The 22039-nt window shown below is 34.3% G+C and carries 17 protein-coding genes, 3 tRNA genes and 2 pseudogenes; 14 read left to right on the top strand and 8 right to left on the bottom strand.

Translation table 11 applies throughout. The features are described from left to right. Positions 1–130: 130 nt before the first annotated feature. From cmk to murA, 3 genes are all read left to right on the top strand, one after another. A complete protein-coding gene (gene cmk, locus AB3211_RS00210; protein ID WP_367364257.1) occupies positions 131–781 on the top strand; it encodes a (d)CMP kinase in 651 nt (216 codons plus the stop codon). Between the two features lie 171 nt (positions 782–952). Then, positions 953–2677, top strand: coding sequence for a 30S ribosomal protein S1 (locus tag AB3211_RS00205; protein ID WP_367364256.1), 1725 nt, complete (start codon positions 953–955; stop codon positions 2675–2677). Between the two features lie 350 nt (positions 2678–3027). Then, positions 3028–4302 carry a UDP-N-acetylglucosamine 1-carboxyvinyltransferase gene (gene murA, locus AB3211_RS00200; protein ID WP_367364255.1) on the top strand — a complete coding sequence of 425 codons (1275 nt, stop codon included), beginning with the start codon at positions 3028–3030 and terminating at the stop codon, positions 4300–4302. Positions 4303–4491: 189 nt separating this feature from the next. Here murA and AB3211_RS00195 read toward each other — a convergent pair whose 3' ends face one another. Then, positions 4492–4995, bottom strand: a complete 504-nt coding sequence (locus tag AB3211_RS00195; RefSeq protein WP_367364254.1) for a CarD family transcriptional regulator — start codon at positions 4993–4995, stop codon at positions 4492–4494. Positions 4996–6350: 1355 nt separating this feature from the next. On the opposite strand from AB3211_RS00195, the gene AB3211_RS00190 reads away from it, so the two are divergent. The 4 genes from AB3211_RS00190 to AB3211_RS00175 all read left to right on the top strand — a co-directional run bounded on the left by AB3211_RS00190 (position 6351) and on the right by AB3211_RS00175 (position 9724). Further along, positions 6351–6425: transfer RNA gene (locus tag AB3211_RS00190), tRNA-Cys, on the top strand. A 21-nt stretch (positions 6426–6446) separates the two neighbouring features. Next, on the top strand, positions 6447–7376 hold the full coding sequence (locus AB3211_RS00185; RefSeq protein WP_367364253.1) for a site-specific tyrosine recombinase XerD: 930 nt from the start codon (positions 6447–6449) through the stop codon (positions 7374–7376). Between the two features lie 381 nt (positions 7377–7757). Continuing rightward, positions 7758–9116 (top strand): PleD family two-component system response regulator, encoded by a 1359-nt coding sequence (locus AB3211_RS00180; protein ID WP_367364252.1) that lies wholly within the window; start codon positions 7758–7760, stop codon positions 9114–9116. Between the two features lie 104 nt (positions 9117–9220). Then, positions 9221–9724, top strand: a complete 504-nt coding sequence (locus tag AB3211_RS00175) for an RNA pyrophosphohydrolase (protein WP_341753513.1) — start codon at positions 9221–9223, stop codon at positions 9722–9724. A gap of 730 nt (positions 9725–10454) precedes the next feature. Here AB3211_RS00175 and AB3211_RS00170 read toward each other — a convergent pair. Further along, positions 10455–11483 (bottom strand): IS110 family transposase, encoded by a 1029-nt coding sequence (locus AB3211_RS00170; protein WP_367363657.1) that lies wholly within the window; start codon positions 11481–11483, stop codon positions 10455–10457. Between the two features lie 375 nt (positions 11484–11858). Here AB3211_RS00170 and AB3211_RS00165 point away from each other — a divergent pair. The 5 genes from AB3211_RS00165 (at position 11859) to proS (ending at position 15893) form a co-directional block, all read left to right on the top strand. Next, positions 11859–11934, top strand: a tRNA-Lys gene (locus tag AB3211_RS00165). A 125-nt stretch (positions 11935–12059) separates the two neighbouring features. Further along, positions 12060–12136, top strand: a tRNA-Ile gene (locus AB3211_RS00160). A 16-nt stretch (positions 12137–12152) separates the two neighbouring features. Beyond that, positions 12153–13658, top strand: coding sequence for a hypothetical protein (locus AB3211_RS00155; RefSeq protein ID WP_367364251.1), 1506 nt, complete (start codon positions 12153–12155; stop codon positions 13656–13658). 349 nt (positions 13659–14007) lie between these two features. Continuing rightward, positions 14008–14580 carry a GTP cyclohydrolase I FolE gene (folE, locus tag AB3211_RS00150; RefSeq protein WP_367364853.1) on the top strand — a complete coding sequence of 191 codons (573 nt, stop codon included), beginning with the start codon at positions 14008–14010 and terminating at the stop codon, positions 14578–14580. A 14-nt stretch (positions 14581–14594) separates the two neighbouring features. After that, complete coding sequence (gene proS, locus AB3211_RS00145) at positions 14595–15893, top strand: proline--tRNA ligase (RefSeq protein ID WP_367364250.1); 1299 nt, start codon at positions 14595–14597, stop codon at positions 15891–15893. Between the two features lie 477 nt (positions 15894–16370). On the opposite strand, the pseudogene AB3211_RS00140 reads toward proS, so the two are convergent. Further along, positions 16371–16580: pseudogene (locus AB3211_RS00140) on the bottom strand (transposase); the annotation flags it as partial. A gap of 217 nt (positions 16581–16797) precedes the next feature. Here AB3211_RS00140 and AB3211_RS00135 point away from each other — a divergent pair. Together AB3211_RS00135 and AB3211_RS00130 are read left to right on the top strand one after the other, a co-directional pair. Beyond that, positions 16798–17982 carry an IS256 family transposase gene (locus AB3211_RS00135; protein WP_367364791.1) on the top strand — a complete coding sequence of 395 codons (1185 nt, stop codon included), beginning with the start codon at positions 16798–16800 and terminating at the stop codon, positions 17980–17982. Between the two features lie 31 nt (positions 17983–18013). Then, positions 18014–18358, top strand: a pseudogene (locus tag AB3211_RS00130) (ATP-binding protein); the annotation flags it as partial. Positions 18359–18375: 17 nt separating this feature from the next. On the opposite strand, the gene AB3211_RS00125 reads toward AB3211_RS00130, so the two are convergent. The 5 genes from AB3211_RS00125 to AB3211_RS00105 all read right to left on the bottom strand — a co-directional run bounded on the left by AB3211_RS00125 (position 18376) and on the right by AB3211_RS00105 (position 22039). Continuing rightward, positions 18376–18549 (bottom strand): hypothetical protein, encoded by a 174-nt coding sequence (locus tag AB3211_RS00125; protein WP_367364249.1) that lies wholly within the window; start codon positions 18547–18549, stop codon positions 18376–18378. A 26-nt stretch (positions 18550–18575) separates the two neighbouring features. After that, positions 18576–18986 carry a hypothetical protein gene (locus AB3211_RS00120; protein ID WP_367364248.1) on the bottom strand — a complete coding sequence of 137 codons (411 nt, stop codon included), beginning with the start codon at positions 18984–18986 and terminating at the stop codon, positions 18576–18578. Further along, on the bottom strand, positions 18987–20027 hold the full coding sequence (locus AB3211_RS00115) for an IS630 family transposase (RefSeq protein ID WP_367364247.1): 1041 nt from the start codon (positions 20025–20027) through the stop codon (positions 18987–18989). It abuts the gene before it with no gap. Positions 20028–20074: 47 nt separating this feature from the next. After that, complete coding sequence (locus AB3211_RS00110) at positions 20075–21043, bottom strand: phage capsid protein (protein WP_367364246.1); 969 nt, start codon at positions 21041–21043, stop codon at positions 20075–20077. Between the two features lie 192 nt (positions 21044–21235). Next, complete coding sequence (locus AB3211_RS00105) at positions 21236–22039, bottom strand: hypothetical protein (RefSeq protein WP_367364245.1); 804 nt, start codon at positions 22037–22039, stop codon at positions 21236–21238.

Below are 22039 nucleotides of genomic sequence, written 5' to 3'. Positions count from 1 at the left end.
TTCTTCAAATCATTTGAAATATATATCAAGTTTTCATAGTAACATGTCTAATCTATAATAGCTTCAATTTCAAGTTTTATTTGCATTATTTTAAATATTCAGCTAGAATCCGGCATAAAATTATAAGTAAATGACCTTAAAATCTCAAGCTTTTGATATTAGCAATAATTTTGTAGTGGCACTGGATGGTCCAGCAGCATCGGGTAAGGGTACAATTGGGCAAATGTTAGCACAAAAACTTAAGCTTACTTACTTTCAATCAAGTATTGTATATAGAAGCCTTGCTATTTCTTGTATAAACCAAAAAATTGATCTTACTGACATAAATGGAATAATTGAATTATCCAAATCTACGGAATATGTACAAAATTCAGAACTTGATAGTGAGATTGTAGGTAATGTAGCATCAAAAATTGCTGTTATACCGGAAGTAAGAAATAACCTAGGAAAATATCTAGGAAAATTAATAAAAACAACTCCTAGAATTATAATGGAAGGTAGAGATATTGGAACAGTAGTTGCCCCAAATGCTGACTTAAAGATTTTTATCAGAGCAGATATTGTTATTAGAGCAAAGAGAAGATATAAAGAGTTGCAAGAAAAAGGGGGGGGGGATATATTTGATACAGTTTTGGAACAACTAAAAATAAGAGACAAACGGGATATAGAGCGTGATATTGCTCCAGCTCTTCCCCCACAAGGAGCTTTAGAAATTGATACTTCTTATCTATCACCAAAAGAAGTGATTGATAAGATCATGGAGTTTATTTCAGTTAGGTAACATCAACATATTTTATGTGCCATAGGTTGTTTTATCTACATTTTATTAACCCTTCATAGTTAATTCAGTTGAATTTGATTACTTAAGGCGAAGAACAACTCGCTTATGCAAATTCAAGTCAATTAACTATAATTTTTATACTAGACGGCACAACTAGTATTAGAGAATAATATGCAAAAATTTAAGAAAAAATTTGTTTCTCAACTTGCTGAAATTAGCATTCAATCTCACGAAGATTTTGCACAAATGCTTGAAGCCATAAGTACTAGTCACGTAAAAGAAGGTACTGTTGTCAAAGGTCAAGTAGTAGGGATTGCTAAAGGTATTATCATAGTTGACGTTGGATTAAAGAATGAAGGCAGAGTTCCTATAGAAGAATTTGCTCTAGCTAGTAATCAACCTTTACCAGAAGTTGGCGAGATAGTTGATGTATATATTGAGAAAATTGAAGGGCGTAACGGTAGAACTATACTAAGTCGTGAAAAGGCCATTAGAGAAGAATCATGGGGACATTTAGAAATTGCATGTGCCAATAAACAGTTTGTTGATGGTGTAATATTCGGACGTGTTAAAGGTGGATTTACTGTTGACGTATCAGGGGTTGTTGCCTTCTTACCCGGAAGTCAGGTAGATGTTAGACCAATAAAAGATATTTCTTCGTTAATGGGTATCAAGCAGCCATTCCAAATTTTAAAGATGGATAAGAAACTTGGTAATATCGTAGTTTCTAGAAGAGCTATACTTGAGGAATCAAGATCTGAGGCTAGAGACGAAATGTTATCGAAAATTAAGGAAGGAATAATATTAGATGGTACAGTAAAAAATATCACTGATTACGGTGCGTTTATTGCTTTAGGTAATTCAGGTAATGTAGACGGTCTATTGCACGTTACTGATATTTCATGGAGCAGAATAAATCACCCTTCTGAAGTTTTATCTCTAGATCAAAAAGTTAGGGTTATAGTTATAAAATTTAATGAAGAAACTAAGAGAATTTCACTTGGTATGAAGCAACTTGATCATAATCCATGGCAAAGTATAAAAGAAGAATTTCCAGTTGGCAAAATAATGACTGGCAAAGTAACAAATATTGCTGATTATGGGGTATTTATTGAATTAAAAGATGGTATTGAAGGACTCGTTCATTCAAGCGAAATTAGTTGGGTAAAATCAAATCAACATCCTAAGAAAATGCTTACTATTGGTCAAGAAGTTCAATTCACAATTTTAGAAGTTGATACCGATAAACATAGAATATCTCTAAGTATTAAACAGTGTCAAGATAACCCAATTATTGGGTTTGCACATAGTCATCCAATAGGTAGTATAATTAAAGCACCAATACGAAATATCACTGACTTTGGTATGTTTGTAGCACTTGATGACAACATTGATGGTATGATTCATGAAACAGATATAAGTTGGGAAGGCAATGGTACTGAGCTGTTAAAAACATATAAAAAGAATGATCAAATAGAGTGTAAAGTTTTATCAATTGATATTGAAAAGGAACGTATAAGTTTAGGTATTAAACAACTAAGCTTTGACTCGCAGCAAGATGAATTTGACATGTACAAAAAAAATATGGTCGTTACTTGCTCAGTTACTGAAGTTAAAGATGATGGGATAGAAGTTATTTTAGATGACAAAATACCGGGCTTCATCAAAAAAGCTGATCAAAAAACTGAAAGATTTGTTCCTAATGACAGAATTGATGCAAAAATCATTACCATTGATAAGGCATCTCGTAAAGTTACTTTGTCAATAAAAGCACTTGAAATAGAAAAGAGAGAAAAAGCTATCAAAGAATACGGCTCTGCTGATAGTGGTGCTAGTCTAGGAGACATACTTGGAACAGCTCTTGACGATAAAGGAGACAAAAACAGTAAAACTTGATATTTATTATTGTTTTGTAGCAAAATCGAAGGCCTTTACTTCAATTTTGCTACTCAATTTTTACCTAAAAACTTAAAAATTGGTAAAGCAATTTTTAAGTTTTTGTAAGTAATATCAGGATAATTTAAAAGTCACAATCATTAGTTGTTATAGATGTAAGTTTAACTGCTACCGATGTCATCCCTGCGAAGGTAGAGGGATCTATATTACTTAATAGTCTTTTAGGCTATTTTTTTAGATCCCAGCTTTCGCTGGGATGACATCAAGTACATATTAAGCACTTTTTCCCTTATCTATTAGGCTTACAACCCGACTTTTAAATTGCCCTGAGTAATATATAGGATTTCTCCATGGACAGTTTGATAATTAAAGGCGGTATCCCTCTTGAAGGTAGTATTAGCATTAGTGGGGCTAAAAATTCGGCCTTACCAATTATGACTGCAGCACTACTTACAGATAAGCTTAGTATTAACAATATTCCAAAGCTTACTGATATTCTCACAATGAAAAAATTACTTGAGAATTTAGGTAGCGTTGTTACTGTAACTGATCATCAAGATCAATTGAGCATGGATATCGACAGCAGCAATATTAATAATTTTACTGCACCATATGATATAGTACGTAAAATGCGTGCTTCTATTTGGGTTCTAGGGCCTCTACTCTCTAGATTTTCTAAAGCTAAGGTTTCCTTACCTGGAGGATGTGCTATAGGTGCTCGACAAGTGGATCTACATGTAGCAGTTCTACAAGCTATGGGGGCAAATATTGACGTCGATCATGGTTATATTAATGCTACAATTAAAGGTAGATTAAAAGCTGTACATTTTGTTTTTAATAAAATATCTGTTGGAGCAACAATTAACGCCATAATGGCTGCTACTTTGGCTGAAGGAGAAACAATATTATTTAACTGTGCTAGAGAACCAGAAATCATTGATCTGTGCCATTGTCTTAGCAAAATGGGTGCAGAAATAGATGGAATTGCTACAAACGAAATAAGAATAATTGGTAGATCTCATTTAAAAAATGTCAATTATTCAATTATGCCGGATCGTATTGAAGCCGGTACTTACATGATTGCTGCTGCTATTACTAAAGGCAATTTAAATATTTACGGAATCAGCAATAATATCGTTGAAAATATAGTATTAAAACTTATTGAAGCTGGTATAGAAATTTTGCCTATTGATAATGGTTTAAGAGTCTCTTATGTAGGTAAATTAAACCCTGTGGACATCCATACAAACCCATATCCAGGTTTTGCAACAGACTTACAAGCTCAGTTTATGAGCCTTATGACTCTTTGCAAAGGTTCTTCTATAATTACAGAAAACATTTTTGAGAATCGCTTTATGCATGTTCCTGAATTATGCAGAATGGGTGCAAATATAACAGTTAACGGAAAGAGTGCTATAATACGGGGTGTACCTTTTTTGACAGGAGCAGAAGTAATGGCAAGTGACCTCAGAGCATCAGTATCCCTAGTATTAGCTGGACTTGCCGCCAACGATACAACAAAAATACACCGAATTTACCATTTAGACCGTGGATACCAAACATTGGAGAAAAAACTAACCAGTTGCGGGGCAAATATAGTACGAATTACTGGAGATAATGTTTAAATAAATTCGTTATATTTAGGTATAACTTCAAGAATTAAGATTCCCGCGACCTAAAGATCGAAGCTACTACGTTACTCTAGGTTACGCTGCTTGACTTTGTTACTGCCTAGCTCTTCTTGAAGTTATACTATCGTCTATCAACTCTTGAAATCATAGCAGTGTATCACCTCGGGAAAATGAGTTTCCAATTTACGCAGCGAGCTTATCTCTCAATACTTCAATTAATTTATTAATTGCTTCCTCGGGATTTATGTTCTCAAGAATTGCAAGCTCCCCAGCTAGCCTATTTAAGGCTGATTCATAAATAGTCCTTTCACTATAAGACCGGTCACTATCAACATTCTTATAGAGATCCCGCACCACTTCTGCTACAGATACTACATTACCAGAATTTATTTTACCCTCATATTCTTGTGCTCTTCTACTCCACATCCTATTACCTTGCTTAGCTTTACCTTGAAGCGTTGAATATATTACAGCTAAATCAGTTTTACTAACAAGTTTTCTAAGACCCGAAATAGCAGCTCTATTTACCGGTACTTTCAAAGTCATTTTGTCTTGAGGGAACGATATTACATAAACCTTAATATCAGTACCAGCTATGATTTGGTGTTCTACATTTACTATCTCTCCAACTCCATGAGATGGATATACAATTCTTTCTCCTACTTTAAATTCAGACGATGTTGACATGCTTACTCCTTTCCATTATAAAAACTTAGACCATGGTCAATTGATTTGAATTTGTGTCAGTGAGTTGCAAATAATTAAATCCTAACTATAGATCTTTTGCAAATCACAATACTAAAGATAACACTCCCTAAATATACTCGAACGTGACTCCGAATTAGATTTGAAAATGAGGAGAGAACACACTAGACGTACATACGGTACGTGAGTCCTTGATATTTTCAAATAACAATTCTTCGAAACAGAATTAGTATACAATACAGACTAATTTTACCCTGTGGTAGTATAGCATATTTTAGAAGGATAACAAAGTATAAGTTATAAAAAAATATTAGGGCAATTAGAGAGTAGACGTAAGCGTTACCACTTACGCCCCTCATTAGAACCTCATCGTGCGGTTTTCCCGCAATGGGTTCAAGATAAATTCCTTCACCTGATTATTTTAATCTAGCTATCTAACACAGTTTAGTTGTCGTCAATTATTGAAAGTCTGTGCTTTCATAACGTTTCCCTGTGTTAGTCGAACTTACCCACCAGCCTTCCCTCCATTGGCATTACCCAATTTCATCAGTACTATGCTGGATCTGACTTCCTATATTCTTTTTTAGCTCCCTTGCTTTTTATACTTGTCGGCTAATACTTCTTAAAAGAAGAGAATATAGGATCTCCCACGTTTATAAATAAACTTTTTTTTATTACATGCCATGCTCTTAGACCCCGGAGATCTAACACATACCTGCCTATTTATGGTATGTATTATGTTGCATTCCTGCCTTTTAACACAGTCTGCGATCCCAAAAGAATTGCTTAACGAGGCTCAATCACTTTAACCTTTCGGCTTACGGTCTATAATATTTCTGTCTACGCTTAACTGACTTTGTTACCAAAATCAGCTCAAGACTCGATACATAGTGTGCTAGGTCAACACTTCTATGGCTGCTCTTTCAACAGCTAGCTTATTTACACTTCGTGGTGTACTAAAAGTCACAGTCGTCAGTTGCTATAAACACAAGTTTAACCATTCTCAATGTCATTCCCGCGAAGGCATTGCCCGCGTGGATCAAAAAGCCAACGTAAGTAATGGTACTTACAGGATCAAAAACGATGTCATTCCTAGCTAAAAGCGGGAATCCAAAAAATAGCCTGCAAAGGCTATTAGATATTATGGATTCCCGTCTACGCGGGAATGACATACTAGTGGTCCACGCGGGCAATGCCTTCGCGGGAATGACATTGTTGATAGCTAATGCTTACTATATATATTAACTACTGATTGTGATTTTTAAATTACCCTGCCTAAAACAAAAGAAAAATAAGTTGCCTTTTGCTCTAATATTGGTTAGGATCTAAAACCTTTAGGCTAGGTAGCAAAGTGGTAATGCCGTGGACTGCAAATCCTCAATGCGCCGGTTCGATTCCGGCCCTGGCCTCCATTAAAACAAACTGTACGTAATATGGTAGAGTTTATCGAACAATTCCTAGAAATGATGATAGCGGAGCGTGGTGTAGCTAATAATTCCGTACTTGGCTACAAAGGTGATCTGTTAGATTTTCAGAAATTTTTATCACAGAATAAATTGTTAGAGCTGAATATTAAAGCTGAAAATATTAGAGACTGGATAGAATATTTGGCGGGAAATGGCTTGCAGGCAAGATCAATTAACCGGAAGATATCCACTATAAAAAACTATTATGAATTTTTAATTAGCGAAAAGCATACCAATTATAATCCTGCTTTGATGGTAGATCTACCAAGATATCAAACTAAACTTCCTTCTACATTATCAATTGATAAAATCAAAGATTTACTTTTCTATTGTGATCAAGAGAAAAATCCTGATTCCATACGTCTAAAAGCAATGATTCATTTATTATATGCAAGTGGGTTACGTGTTTCTGAGCTTGTCAGTATAAGGTTAACTGATATTTTAGTAAATCAAATGTCCCAAAATATTAGAAAAATATTTTCAATAATCGGTAAAGGTAATAAAGAAAGAATGGTGATAATCAATGAACAGGCTACCATGAGTTTGTCTGATTATTTAACTATTCGTAGTAAATTTATAAGCAAAAAACACCCTAAAAGTCAAATTTATTTATTTTGTTCTTCTTCAACTAGTGGTCATATGACTAGGCAGAATTTTGCAATTCTGTTAAAACAAGCATCTATTAAGGCTGGGCTAGACCCAAGTAATATCTCTCCACATACTTTACGTCACAGTTTTGCAAGCCATTTGCTAGAAGGCGGTGCAGATCTTAGGGTAATTCAAGAACTACTTGGACATGCTGATATTAGCACTACTCAAATCTACACACATATACAAACAAAGCATCTAAAACAGGCTTTGGATCGTCATCCGCTTAAATCATCTATACTCAAATGATTTAAAGAAAAATATTAGATTTTGAAAAATACATTTTTGATATTAAAATCATGTAAGATGATTTTAAAATTGCAGTAACTGATTTTCTTGACAAAACAGTACAAAAAATTCAGAATAAAATTCTTTCGCGTATATATGTTAAAAAAAGAATATTATAGTATATTTGGCCAATACTTGGTACTATAGCAGACAAATATGGGGAAAATAAAAGCATTCGCATGCTCACCCCTTCCAATTCTTCAAATTATTAGAGTAATATTACTTAGTGCTATGAAAAATTATGCTAAAATAAAAAAAACTTTTTCCAAAAAACATGAGACCTATTACAAAATTTACTTACGTGTAAGGATTTGAAGAGTCTATAGAAAAATATATTACTTTATGACAGCCAATGTACTAGTAGTTGATGATATAGAATCAAATGTTAAATTACTGGAAGCTAAACTTTTAGGAGAATATTACACAGTCTTTACTGCCAGTAACGGCAAAGATGCATTGGATGTTCTTGCCCTTAATAGAATTGATATTGTATTACTTGACGCCATGATGCCTAATATAGATGGATTTGAAACCTGCAAACGAATTAAGTCTAATCCTTACACTATTCATATACCAGTTATTATGGTTACGGCCCTTTCTGATACTGAGGATCGCATAAAAGGTCTTGAAGCTGGAGCTGATGAATTCTTAACCAAACCTATTGATGACACTGCTCTTTTTGCAAGGGTAAGATCTCTTGCTAGAATGAAGGCGGTTATTGATGAACTCAAACTTAGAAACACTACTAATGCTGAATTAGGTGGTGACGTTATAGAGATAAAAGATAATTTTTCAGATAGTAAAATACTTTTAATTAACGATGATATAGTGCAGGCAAGAAACATAAATAAAATGCTTCTAAGCCTTACCCCCAATATCAAAATAATATCTGATATCAATGAATTGGAGAAAGATACCGAATATACCCCGGATTTAGTAATTATCAGCTGCCAATTAGAGCAAGGAGATCCTTTAAGAATAAGCGTGATGTTACGGTCTGATGCTAAATTCCACGATACGGTACTCATATTACAAGCTGAAGAAGAAAATACATCGATAGTTATCAAAGGTTTAGAGCTGGGTATTAATGATTATTTTACATACCCAGTAGATAAAAACGAGCTATTAGCTAGAATCAGAACTCAATTGAAAAGAAAACATTACCAAGATACTTTACGCAATGATTTAGAGTTAAGCGTAAATTTGTCGATCAAAGATGGTTTGACAGGCATATTTAATCGTCATTATTTTGATACACACATAAAGCAAATGGTAAAAAAATCTACTGATAGTAAAAGACCTTTATGCTTACTTATGTGTGATATTGATCATTTTAAGCAAGTTAATGACACTTATGGTCATCAAGCAGGAGACATAGTGCTAAAAACCATTGCTAATGTTCTGAAGAGTATTTTTAGGGTTACAGACTTGGTTGCTAGATATGGTGGAGAGGAATTTGCTATCCTTTTAAATGACATAACGATTGACGAAGCTATGTATATAGCACAGCGTGCAAGAACAAGAGTGGAGTCTATCGATTTTAAAGTTAAAACGCAAAAAGATCCTATTAAGAAAACTATCTCCATAGGAGTAACTGAATATAAAATGGGGGAATCTATTAGTGATTTTATAGAACGTGCCGATAAAGCTCTGTATCAAGCAAAGGAGGACGGAAGAAATAAAGTGATAAGAATAATTTAGATACACAAATGAAGATTAATCAGGTATATTAAATTTATTGTAACACTAGCTTATGAGAGGGTTCTTCTTAAAGAAGTCTACCTTTCATATAAAAACCTAAGATCATGAAAAATGAAACTATTTCTAAATGTTATCGTGAATTGCCATATAGACCAAGTGTAGGCATGATGATAATAGATAGTACTAATAGAGTATTTGTTGGTAAAAGAATAGATACTAAAATACCAGCTTGGCAAATGCCTCAAGGTGGTATAGATTTGGGAGAAACGCCCAGTGTTGCTGCCCTTAGAGAAATGTTCGAAGAGATAGGTTGTAATAAAGGTTATATTATTGCAGAAAGCAAATATTGGTATAGTTATGATGTACCTAAAATTTTAATACCTAAATTATGGGATGGTAATTTCCGAGGCCAAAAACAAAAATGGTTTCTAATTAGGTTTACTGGTACTAACGAAGATATTAATATTAATACTCGTAACCCAGAGTTTGAGGAATGGCGTTGGGCTAAGTTTGATGAGTTATTGTCAATTATAATTCCCTTTAAACGCAAGCTTTATAAAGCTGTAGTTAAGGAATTTGCCCCTATCGTTCATGATATAGTCAATTGATGATAAGTAGGTAGCGTTGTCTTCTCAATTGACTCATGTACGCTCTGCTGCTTGACTTTGACACTCCTAGCTCTTCTTGAAGTTATACTCTCGTCTACCGACTCTTGAAATCATAGCAGTATATATGTTAATGTTATCTTAGTTAACCTCTATTCGATGTAAGACATCGGTTTAATAGCCTAGGGTGTCATCCCTACTTCGGTGCGGAGTCTAAAAAAATAGCATAGAAGGTATGTTATATAGTTTTAGATACCGCACCGAAGCAGGGATGACATAATGGCGAGTAGGGGTGACATCATCCCTAATGGCGATGATTACTTGAGCCTACTATTAATTTATTACATCGATACTCGAGGTTATTTCAGGGTAATTTAAAAGTAGGGCTGCAAGCCTAATAGATAAAGGAAAAAGTGCTTAATATGCACTCGATGTCATATATGGACGAGTAAGTAAGTCAATAAGAAAAATGATGCGGGAGTAATAAAAAAATAAGCTGTCATATATTCGGCATCTAGTGCCATAATAGTTTTCGCATTCCACGCAATCCTTGGAGTTATCCACTCATTCTTACGGCTTCTAGAGCCTTGACATAAAATCTCGGACTTGTTTTTGGAATGCCCATTTATTATCTCCAATCACTTTCGCTTATATCGTACCTCTTAAATCCTATTTACTTACTTCTTCTTTTATATAGATAAAATACAGATAAATCTATATACACCACCAACTATCAAGCATATGCACATTTTCTTGTAACACATACATACGCTATTCTAGCTAATTTGTTTGCTATTGCCACAGCAGCCTTATTAAAGCTCATCCTTCCCAACAATTTTTTTGCCCATAGCACTAAATGATCAGTGGGGTCCTTTTGTATTTTTGCTCTGATTGCAATAGACCTTGCTCCTTGTATCAGCATAGTTCTAACATATCTATCTCCTTTCTTAGTGATAGATCCAAGACTTGTTTTACCACCTGTGCTATTTTGCTTAGGCACTAATCCCAAACTTGCAGCAAAACTTCGACAATCATCATAATTTTCATAAGCTGCTATGCTTAGTATATTAGCATTAATTTCTCCAATACCTGGTATTGTTTTTAATAAAGTAGCTGTTTCAGATTCTTTATTTATTGCTATTAGCTGTTTATCTATTGCTGATTCTTGTATTAATAACGTAGCAATTTCTTCAGCTATTACCTTCATTTCCTTATACATTCTCTCTGAAATCACACCAGCATTTTTGGCATCTTCTACTATATTTAATGCCTCACGGGCAAATTTAGATTTACTCATTTTTATGTAATAACCAAATTCAAGTAAATCACTCATTAAACCATTACTATATTGTACTCTTTGTCTAATAATATGTTGCCGACGTTTATGTAACCAACTAATCTCTTGTTGTGATATATTTTTTATACGAACCGATTTTAACTCCGGATCTTTTCCTGCTCTTGCTATTGCCAAAGCATCATTTGTATCATTTTTTTGCCGAGTTTTTGCAAAAGCTTTTACATCACATGGTTTAAGTAATTTTACTGTAAAACCTGATTCCATAAACTTATTGCTCCAATAATGACAACTGCCACATGCTTCCATTACCAATAAACTATTCTTGGGAATGTTTGTTAAAATGTAGTCTTCAAATTCTTCTCTGTGTAATTTTTTAGCTAATATTTTTTCACCATCTTTATTTAATGCAACAATATGAAAAATTGTTTTTGCTAAATCAATGCCTAGTATGTTAATATCTTTCATGGTATGGACTCCTTTTTAATTATTAAATAGTATAATTATGTGACCGAATTATATTCGTGATCACGGTAGTAAGTAAAGTTTCTTTTACTTACTCGTCCATACCATCATTCTTAGCAACGGCGGGAATCTAAAAAAATAAGCCTGAAAGACTATTAAGTAATATAGATCCCGCACCAAAGCAGGGATGACATCGGTAGTGGTTAAACTTGCATCTATAGCAACTAACGATTATGACTTTTAAATTACCCTAGGTTATTTACTAAAATTAAGTGTTGACAAGATAACATTTTTAAACGATAAAGTAAAGCTTATTATACATGGCTCTTAAGCATGGATTCCCGCTTTTAGCTAGGAATGATATCGAGAGCGTATTTAGGGCTCGTAGCTCAGCTGGTAGAGCACTTGACTTTTAATCAGGTTGTCCCGGGTTCGAATCCCGGCGAGCCCACCACTTTAGGGTAGTTAAAACAATAAACATATCTGCGTATGTTGGGTTTATAATCCCAAGTGAAGCCAGCTAAAAAAGTATATCTGATGCATGACACTGCTAACAGTTGAAATGCTAAGGGTATTAATGGGTTTGTAGCTCAGCTGGTTAGAGCACACGCCTGATAAGCGTGAGGTCGGAAGTTCAAGTCTTCTCAAACCCACCATTCGTAAGTATTCTTTATGAATCTTGAGAATATAATTCCACAATTAAGCCGTAATAAGTTAGCTATTTACTGGCTTAGAAATGGTATATTTTCGCTTGCTCTTGCTGGGGTGTATTCAATAATATTGGTAATGCTCCGTACTCCAATGTTAGTTAACTTATTTCTAAATACAGAAATTTTTCGCTCAGCTTTGGTTATTCATGTTAATTTATCAATCCTAGTTTGGTTGATGTCAGTTACAGCATGTGTTTGGAGCTATAATTTAGAGTCGATGACTTTCAGCATAACATGTGTAATAATAGCATTTATTTCTACTGCACTAATAGCTTTATCACCATTTTGTGGGCAAAATTTTCCCGTAATGAACAATTACATACCAATGCTGGAGAATATAATATTTATTCTCGGAATTAGTTTGTTTGGTGTATCTGTATTGTTATTTGCCTTATATACATTATGGAACTGTTGTAAAATATCTTACTTTAACTCCCTCATTAATTTTACTATTCTTTCTACTGCAATAATGTGGGTGTTAGTATGGGTATGTTTTATTTGGTCTTATTGCCAATTACAAGAAATTATTAAACTTGTACCAGTTGATATAGAATTTTACTATGAATTGCTTTTTTGGAGTGGCGGGCATTTATTACAATTTATTTACACGCAAATTTTGATATTAGTAATGACAGTGTTATTCCATGTTTGGATAGGTAAGGAATTAAGATTTAAAAAGCTGTACCTTGCACTATTATATTTAAATTTTGTTATAAGTATTGCAGCTATTAGTGGACACTTATTATATGATATTATAGATGCTGAATTCAAAGAATATTACACTAAACAAATGAAATATGGAGGAGGAATAGCACCGGTTTTGTCTTTGATAGTAATGTTTTATGAGTTAGTTACAGTTAATCCGACTAACATTACTCCGTCATTGCGAGGAGATACTTTAGTAGCGACGAAGCAATCTAGAACATTGATTAGAAATGGATTGCTTCGTCGTGCTTATGCACTTCTCGCAATGACGGACACCAGTTTACTATGGATAAATACTAATAGTCGGGTTAGTTATATAAAGACAACCATAATTTGCTCCAGTATATTATTTCTGTTCGGGGGATTTATTGGTATATTAATTACAGGTATGAATGTTACTATTCCTGCACACTATCATGGTTCAATTGTCGGGATCAGTGTAGCTTTTATGGGTTTCTGCTTTCTTTTATGTGACGATAAACAGCAGAAGAATTCATATTTTTCAGCAGCAATTATGACGATAACTATAGGGCAGATGTTACATATTATAGCTCTGCTCTTTGCTGGTGGGTATGGAGTGCTACGCAAAACACCTTGGGTAGAAATGCCGGTTACCAATAAGTTGCTGATGGGCGTCATGGGTGGTGGAGGCGGGATTGCTATTGTTGGTGGCTTGATGTTTGTTATTATTTGTGGTAGAAGTATCTTGTTTAAACGCGAATTCGGGATAAGAATTTGTCAATTCTTATCCCAAATTCGGTGAAGTTATAGATTGCTTCGTCGACCTACGGTCTCCTCGCTAATAGACGTTTTATAGACGTATATGTCATTGCGAGCGAACGTACGTGAGCGTGGCAATCCATGAAGCTTGTCATATCGAAACAATCAGATTTGAGACGGCTCTGCATCTGATTGTTAAATTAATATTTTGCTAAAAACATGATTTTAAAAGATTAAAATCATGTTTTTAGCTTTAGAAAGGTTTAAAATGCATTCGTGTTAGCCGCTTTAAGAATGCATTTTTCCTTATATTAAAGCCAATTCGGGATAAGAATTAACTAATTCTTATCCTGAATTGGGGTGTTTAAGTAACTGGAATAAAAATAATGGACTTGAAAAAACCTACTGCAGAAGAAGCCAAAGAGGCAGTTAAAACTTTATTACGATTTATTGGTGAAGATCCAAATAGGGAAGGGCTACTAAAAACTCCTGATAGAGTAATAAAAACTTACCAAGAAGTGTTTTCTGGGTATGATAGAGATGTGGAAGAAATATTAACGACTAAATTTTACGATACTTGTAACTTTCAGGATTTCATAGTATTAAAAGACATACATTTTAATTCATTTTGTGAACATCATATGTTACCGATAACTGGTACGGTACATATAGCTTATATACCTGATAATTGTATAATAGGTATCAGCAAGCTCGCTAGGATAGTTGATGTTTTTGCTAGGAGACTACAGATTCAAGAAAAGATGACTGTACAAATTGCTGAAACATTACAGAAATATATTAAGCCCCTAGGTGTTGCGGTTAAGATTTCTGCATTACATAGCTGTATGACTCTTAGGGGAGTTATGCAGAATGATAGTATTATGAATACTATGCATTATACTGGCATATATGTAGAGCAACAGAAGTACCGCCACGAATTCCTAAATATTATTTCCAAAAAATAATCCAAGGTAAACTCATGTTACTATCAAAATATTTCTTACCTGTGCTGAAGGAAGAACCAGTGGAGGCACAAGTAGTTTCTCATCGGTTGATGCTTAGAAGCGGTATGATAAGACAGCAATCTGCTGGGATTTATAGCTGGTTGCCGATAGGCTTAAAAGCCCTTAAAAATGTTGAAAATATCGTTCGACTTAATATGAACAAGGTAGGTGCTATTGAAATATTAATGCCTTGTATTCAACCAGCATCTTTATGGGTGGAATCTGGAAGATTTGAGAATTATGGCAAAGAAATGCTAAAATTCCAAGATCGCCATGATAATACGTTATTGTTTGGGCCTACTAATGAAGACATGGTTACTGATATTTTTAGAAATAATATTCAGTCCTATAAGGATTTGCCAAAAAACTTATATCATATTCAATGGAAATTTAGGGATGAAATTAGACCTCGCTTTGGGGTTATGCGTGGTAGAGAATTCTTAATGAAAGATGCATATACTTTTGATATAGATCAAATAAGTGCTGTAAAAACCTATAATCAGATGTATCTAGCCTATATGCAAACATTTCGTGATATGGGTTTAACTGTAATTCCAGTACTTGCTGATAATGGTCCAATTGGTGGCAATTTAAGCCACGAGTTCCATATTCTTGCTGATAATGGTGAGAGTACAATTTTTTATGATAAAAAATTTCTATCTTTAACAGACCAAGAAAATTTAGATATTGAAAAATTACAAACCTTATATGCGGCAGCAGAAGAAAAACATGACCCTGATAAATGCCTGTTATCAGAACATGATCTTGCCAGTAGTAAGGGTATTGAAGTTGGGCATATTTTTTATATTGGCACAAAATATGCCAAAGCCATGAATGCTTTAGTAAATAGTAATAATGGTAATCTTGTGCCAGTGGAAATGAGTTCTTACGGTATTGGTATTTCAAGACTTTTAGCTGCCATAATCGAATCAAGTCACGATGATAAAGGGATTATATGGTCTACAAATATTGCTCCTTTTATGGTATCAATATTAAATTTGAACATACTTGATAGCAAATGCAATGAACTATCACAAAATCTATATGATAAACTTGTGGCAAGTAAAATAGAAGTATTATACGATGATACCAATGAAAGAGCCGGTAGCAAATTTGCTACCCATGATCTTATAGGATCACCGTACCAAATAATTATTGGTCCTAAAAAAGCTGGCAACAATGTGGTCGAACTAAAAGATCGTAGAACAGGAAAAATAGAAGAATTAGATGTTGGTACTGTTATTGATAGAATATTGTTTGAATTTTTATTATAAAAATAACGAGCATTTTTATCTAATCATCTAGCCGTATAAACTACGAAATAATTATAAGATTAACCTGAATTCGATGTAACAAGTTACATCGAACTTTCGTGTTATATATAGAAACAATTAGGTTTGAAGAGGTTCTACACCTGATTGTTAAAATATAACACTCCATTCAATATGTGATTTTAATTATTAAAATCACATATTGAATGATGAAAAAAGTTAAAATGCACTCGCAGAATCGCTTCAAGAGTGCATTTTTCCTTATAACAAAGCCAGTTCGATATAAGAATTAATAATTCTTATATCGAACTGAGGTTAAGATTATTATTTTTTAAAGCTAAATTCAGTAAATATTGTGGGAGTGATAGAGTCAAATAAAGTGAGCCGAAGGAAAATATAGAATCAATTAATGTGAGCCAAGAAATTTTGAGAGTCAATTAAATCGAGCTAGACTGTATTTTTAAAGTCATTTAATTTACGTCAATTCGGGATAAGGATATTGAGAACATGTAGATTAAAATCAAATTTTGTTGAAGGTTTATTTTTCTTTAATGAATAAGCAACAAGAGTAGATAATATATGGACAAAGGCATTTATTGGTGATCTATGTCTAGTATGTTCAAGGTTCATTTTATTTTTTAGATAATCAAAAACTGTTTCAATTAAGTTACGCTTTCGAAGTAAGATTTTGGGAATGTTCGTCTAACTGTGTCAAATAGAAAAAGATAATCTTTTAAATATATAAAATAAAGATTATTGATGTTGTAAATAGCGAAGAATGTGGATAAGTTACTATCAACTTATCCACATGTTCTTCGCGTAAAATAATAGGAAATTTGACATGAGTAAACCAATGAAACCAATTCAACTAGATAAAGTATCACAAATACTTAATCAAGATAAATGTATGGAGATCATACAAGGACTATACCAAGGCAAGCCATTACTTGGTCCAAGTGGACTGCTAACGTCTTTAGTGAAAGATTTTACGGAGCTTGCCCTAGAAGGTGAAATGGATTATCACTTACTAGAAAATAGTTTGGAACAAGGTAGTAACCGTAGAAACGGCATTAATACTAAGACTATGAAGACGGCTACAGGTTCCTTCGAACTTGAAACACCAAGAGACCGTAATGGTAGTTTTGAACCACAATTGATTAAAAAAAGACAAACTATTTTAAATGAGGAGCTGGATAATAAAATATTAGCTCTTTATGATCTTGGGACATCTTACGAAGGGATTGCTGGACACCTACAAGAGATATATGGTGTAGAGGTATCAGCTGCTACAATTTCATCTGTTACCGACAAGCTGATGCCGCAATTAAATGAATGGCGAAGTAGACCACTTGAAGCGATGTATGCGATAGTTTTTCTTGATGCTATGTTTTTTAAGGTTAGACAAGATAACAAAGTAACAACTAAAGTTGTTTATAATATTATGGGGATTGACCAAAATGGTCATAAGGATATTCTAGGATTTTATGCTTGTGAATCAGAAGGATCACATTTTTGGTTAGGTGTTCTTAACGATTTAAAAACACGTGGTATGAGAGATATATTAATAACCTGTATTGACGGGCTGAAAGGTTTTCCGGAAGCCATTAATACAGTATTTCCAAAAACTGAAATACAGCTTTGTATAGTACATCAAATTCGTAATTCTTTAAAGCATGTAGCTAGCAAAGATCAGAAATCATTTATGGTAGATTTAAAGATGATTTACCAAGCGGAAAGTAGAGATGTGGCAGAATATAACCTGCTACGACTTGAGGAAAAATGGGGTAAAAAATATCCGATGGTTATTAAATCTTGGCAACAAAATTGGGATAATCTAGCAACGTATTTTAAGTATTCAGGCGAGGTTAGAAAGCTGATTTATACCACCAATCCGATTGAGGGTTTTCACCGTCAAGTCAGAAAATATACTAAAACAAAAGGAGCTTTTACTAGTGAAAATGCTTTGTTTAAACTGGTATTTTGTGCTATAAAACAGATTACAGCTAAATGGAATATGCCAATACCAAATTGGGCAGTGACCGTTTCGCAGCTAGATATTTTCTTCCCTGATAGGTTGAATTTTAAAGTATGATATTCTATACTGACACAGTTCAGCGAATGTTCTCAGATTTTTTAATCTTGTAGATCTTGCTAATCAATTAGAATATGAAAAGAACTCTGCTCAGGTAGGAAAACTAGCAGCTTCCTTGCAAAAAATAGATGTACTAGTCCTAGATGAGCTTGGTTATCTACCATTTTCTAAGAATGGCGGTCAACTTATCTTTCATCTATTATCTAAAATACATTCCAACACTTCAATTATTATTACTACTAATCTTATATTCTCAGAATGGTCACAAATATTTGGTTGTAATAAAATGACTTCAGCGCTACTTGATAGAGTTTGTCATAATTGTGATATCATTGAAACGGGAAATGAAAGTTATCGTATGAAAAAAAAACAATAGTTCTAGACTTATGTGGGTCATTTTTCAACGCTTATTGACAATTTAACCATTAGTACAGCATCTTCAATAGCAGGATTAACAAACTCCTCACATAATTCTTCGGCTTTTGATATCCTGCCACCACCAATGCTACTAATACCAACATTTGCCCCAAGTAGTACTACTGCCTTCTTGATAATATCATATTTCACACTAGGTAATCATTTAGCCATTATTATTAATGTTCATCATCACTATGGACGATAGCACCAATATCATCATCATCACCAAAATCATCACCAACACCAATATCAACACCACCAACAGCACCACCACCAACAATAGCACCAACAGCTGCTCTTCTTACGGCAAGCCTTCGTACTCTAGCGGCTAAATTATTGTTGGCAATTACGGCTAAATCATTTTCATTAATATCCTCTGTATTATCACTATTCCGACATTGATTGCCAAACATCTGCCATGGCATTGTTATGCTATGCACACCTCTCTTGTGATTCACATCGTCTATTGCTTTCCACAACTCACCACGATGGCTGTTGCGGTCATAATTCTTTAAACATTTAATCACTACTACTGCTTGTTCATTATCACGGCTCGCTCCAAAAGCTTCACTGTAAGATATACTCAATTAACCTGAAGAGTTGCAGAAATGGTTAACGGTAATAGTTTGGAAATTATCGTTTATTAAGGCACGTAACCTATCTTTATAATCGGCGATGTTGCTGAAAAATTTGTTTATTGCTTCCGAAAATTGTTCAAAATTATGATAAAATTTATTATTAGTTGTAATACTGTGCATAAACTTCCATAATCTCTCAATTGGGTTAAGATTTGGACTATATGGTGGCAAAAATACTAGCTCTATTTTAGTATTTACTAGGTATTCCTTAACTTTCTTGGATTTGTGGTAACTAGCATTGTCACAGATTAAATATATTCTTTCCTTGTCACTATTCTCCTCTTCCAACCTTTGTAGAAAATTAACTATCTGCTCCCCATTTATTTTGGGGTTCTCTGTGCTTACTAACTGTAAATCAGCTAGGTTAATAGCACCAATCATGTGCTTTCTTCTCCAGCCACTGAATGTTGGTAGGGTCTTATTTTGGTTCTTTCTTATCCAACCGCACCTTGCCCTTGCTTGATACTGAGGATGAACACCATCCATAAAATATATGGCTTCCTTATCTCTAAGATTCCCTTTTAGTAAACTGTAGTTTAACTTAAATAATTCTTGCTTGTCAAAATCCAGCTTAGCCGGTACTACTTTCGGCTTCTTGTAAACAAAACCCTGTTTATATAGTAATTTTGTTACTCCCGTTATCGTATATGTCACCCCATATTTGTTCTCAATGTGATGCATGATATCTTTAGCATAAACATAATTATTTACTTCTAGGTGAGTCACTAATTCTTCCCTCTCACCATCACTTAATTTGCTTGCGCTACCTCCATTGTTGGTAGCAAGCTTATTGGCTTTTTGATAATCAACAATATGTTTTCTTATCGCTTCGTGGCTCAGGAGTAGTACCTTAGCAATCTCTACATTACTATACCCATCGTCATACATCAACACTGCCTTAATACGATCACGTATGCGTCCGTCTCGTTCTGTCTTATGACGTTCCTTCAACTTTTCTCTTTGTTCTTCTGTCAATATATTCTTACTCATAATATCCTAAACTCTATAATATTTCTCCTATCTTTGCAACCCTTCATTTATGAGTAGTATAATACCTTGGCATAATGATATTGTACCAGCTCTTCAATGCCCTTTTTGCTAGAACCGTTGACAATATTGAACCTTATCGCTCCTTCATTAAAGGCGTAGCAATCTTTAATAGCGTATCTAGATTGAACCGCACCACCAGTATCATCAAATATACCACCCAACATCTCGCTAGTAATAAAGGTAAATCCTAAGAAGCTATTAACTTCACCACTCACTAAAGCTCTAACGTTATTATAGTCATAATTGGTAATTTGCGGATCACGTAACAAGTCGGAGATTTGATTACTTGAACATAGTAAGTATAATTTTTCATACATACCAAAAGAGCGTTTTTTTAAGATATGATGAGCTTTGATTAGTTTATCAACAGTTAGTCCGGCTCTTTTCGAGTCAATGATACCTCTGTTGCCAGCAACTGCAGCTTGAGCATTTAAGGTTAAATTAGCATCAGTAACCCTAATTCCTACCGGTATCACATTATTAACTACATCAAAGTTAATCACATTGTTGCCTGTCCGTCCTGCTCTGACAGGACTGGCAAAAGCACTAATAATTACCCGGTCTTGTTGTCTACCCATTGCCCAACCTGCCATTTTAGGAAAATGTGAGGTGGGGTCGGTTAGTAAGTTTAGCTTATCGTTCCTATCCATGGTAGCATTCCAGTGATAGCTCGATGCAGTCAAAAAACGTCTTGAGATAGTGGGAATTTTAAATTCTATTTGTTCTAACCTGTCACGGTCTCCATCATCAGCATAATGTCCATGTAAGCCATTAGGATCAATTAGGTGTCTAGTTCTACTCTCGACCTCATGGGTAGTCATTGACTCAAAGCTAATTAATTCAGTATCTTGCGTACCATTAGTAACGCATTTTCGCAGCTTAGAACCTTCTTGTTGAATAACTAGGCTGATATTTTTGGCAAATTGTTCTTTAAGACCATCTGTTATTTGTTCCATTTTTCCTCCTCAAATAATCTATCAATATTTAAAGTGCGATATCATTTATACTCGAATGTGGTCGTTGTCCGTTACACAGCTAACGACCTTTCGGGTATCTATGCTATTAGTGGCTCTTTTATGATAGGTTATTGCGAAGTTGCAGGCTTAAAATGAGTTGTCACCTACATCATGACTTTAATGATTGGTTGGTTACGTTATTTTTTCTTGTTTTTTATCATAAGCGATTTTGTATAATTGTTGCATACGTTTCACAGCTTGATCATGTCCCGTATGGTCTTTAGTCCTTAATTTTACCATAAACTCAGGGTCAGAATCAAGTTTTTCTATCTCTGACAATGCAGCTTCCCGGCTATTAATTGCAGGTAGCTCTTTACCAGTTACTAACGAATCGGATTTTAAGGTTTCACCAACCCTAACTAACAAATCTACTAAGGCTGGCGAGTAATTGGAATCTTCAATTAATTCAGCCAGTTCTTTAGTACCAAACTTAGATAAAGCTGCCTGCATCACTGTCATCTTACTGTCAAAACCTTCACCATAAGTGTTTTTCAACCAACCAATGTGAGAGTGACGTGTTTGCTCGATAGCATTTTTTTGCTGTTTTTGTAAATCCTGCGAAAAACCATACAGAGAATTAAGCAGCTTCTCACCTTGCCTTTTAGATAATCCGCTTTGGTAAAACATGTCTTCATAACGAGTTAAATACTCCTCATCTTCCTTGGATCGTTTGTCAGTATATTTCTTATCCTCAGGCAGTCCCAAACGAGAATAAAATTTTTGCCACTCTTCATCAGAGCTATCATCTTTTGGCACGGCAATTCGTTGATTCAAGCTCTTTTCTGCTTCCAAATAGCTCTGTGCTAAAGATGATACATCCTTAAATTTACCAAGTGACTCAGCTTTGCGGATGTCCTCAGGCATATTAGCTAGCCAATCGCTAGCAGAGGAAGTAGGGTTAGTTTCATAGTTATTAGCAGTTCCTTCTTTGCTCAT

Origin of the sequence: Candidatus Tisiphia endosymbiont of Nedyus quadrimaculatus (assembly GCF_964059235.1) — a bacterium.
In the GTDB taxonomy this organism is placed as follows: Bacteria; Pseudomonadota; Alphaproteobacteria; order Rickettsiales; family Rickettsiaceae; genus Tisiphia.
Note: the sequence above shows the minus strand (reverse complement) of the source record. Positions and strands in the feature narration are given on the sequence as shown.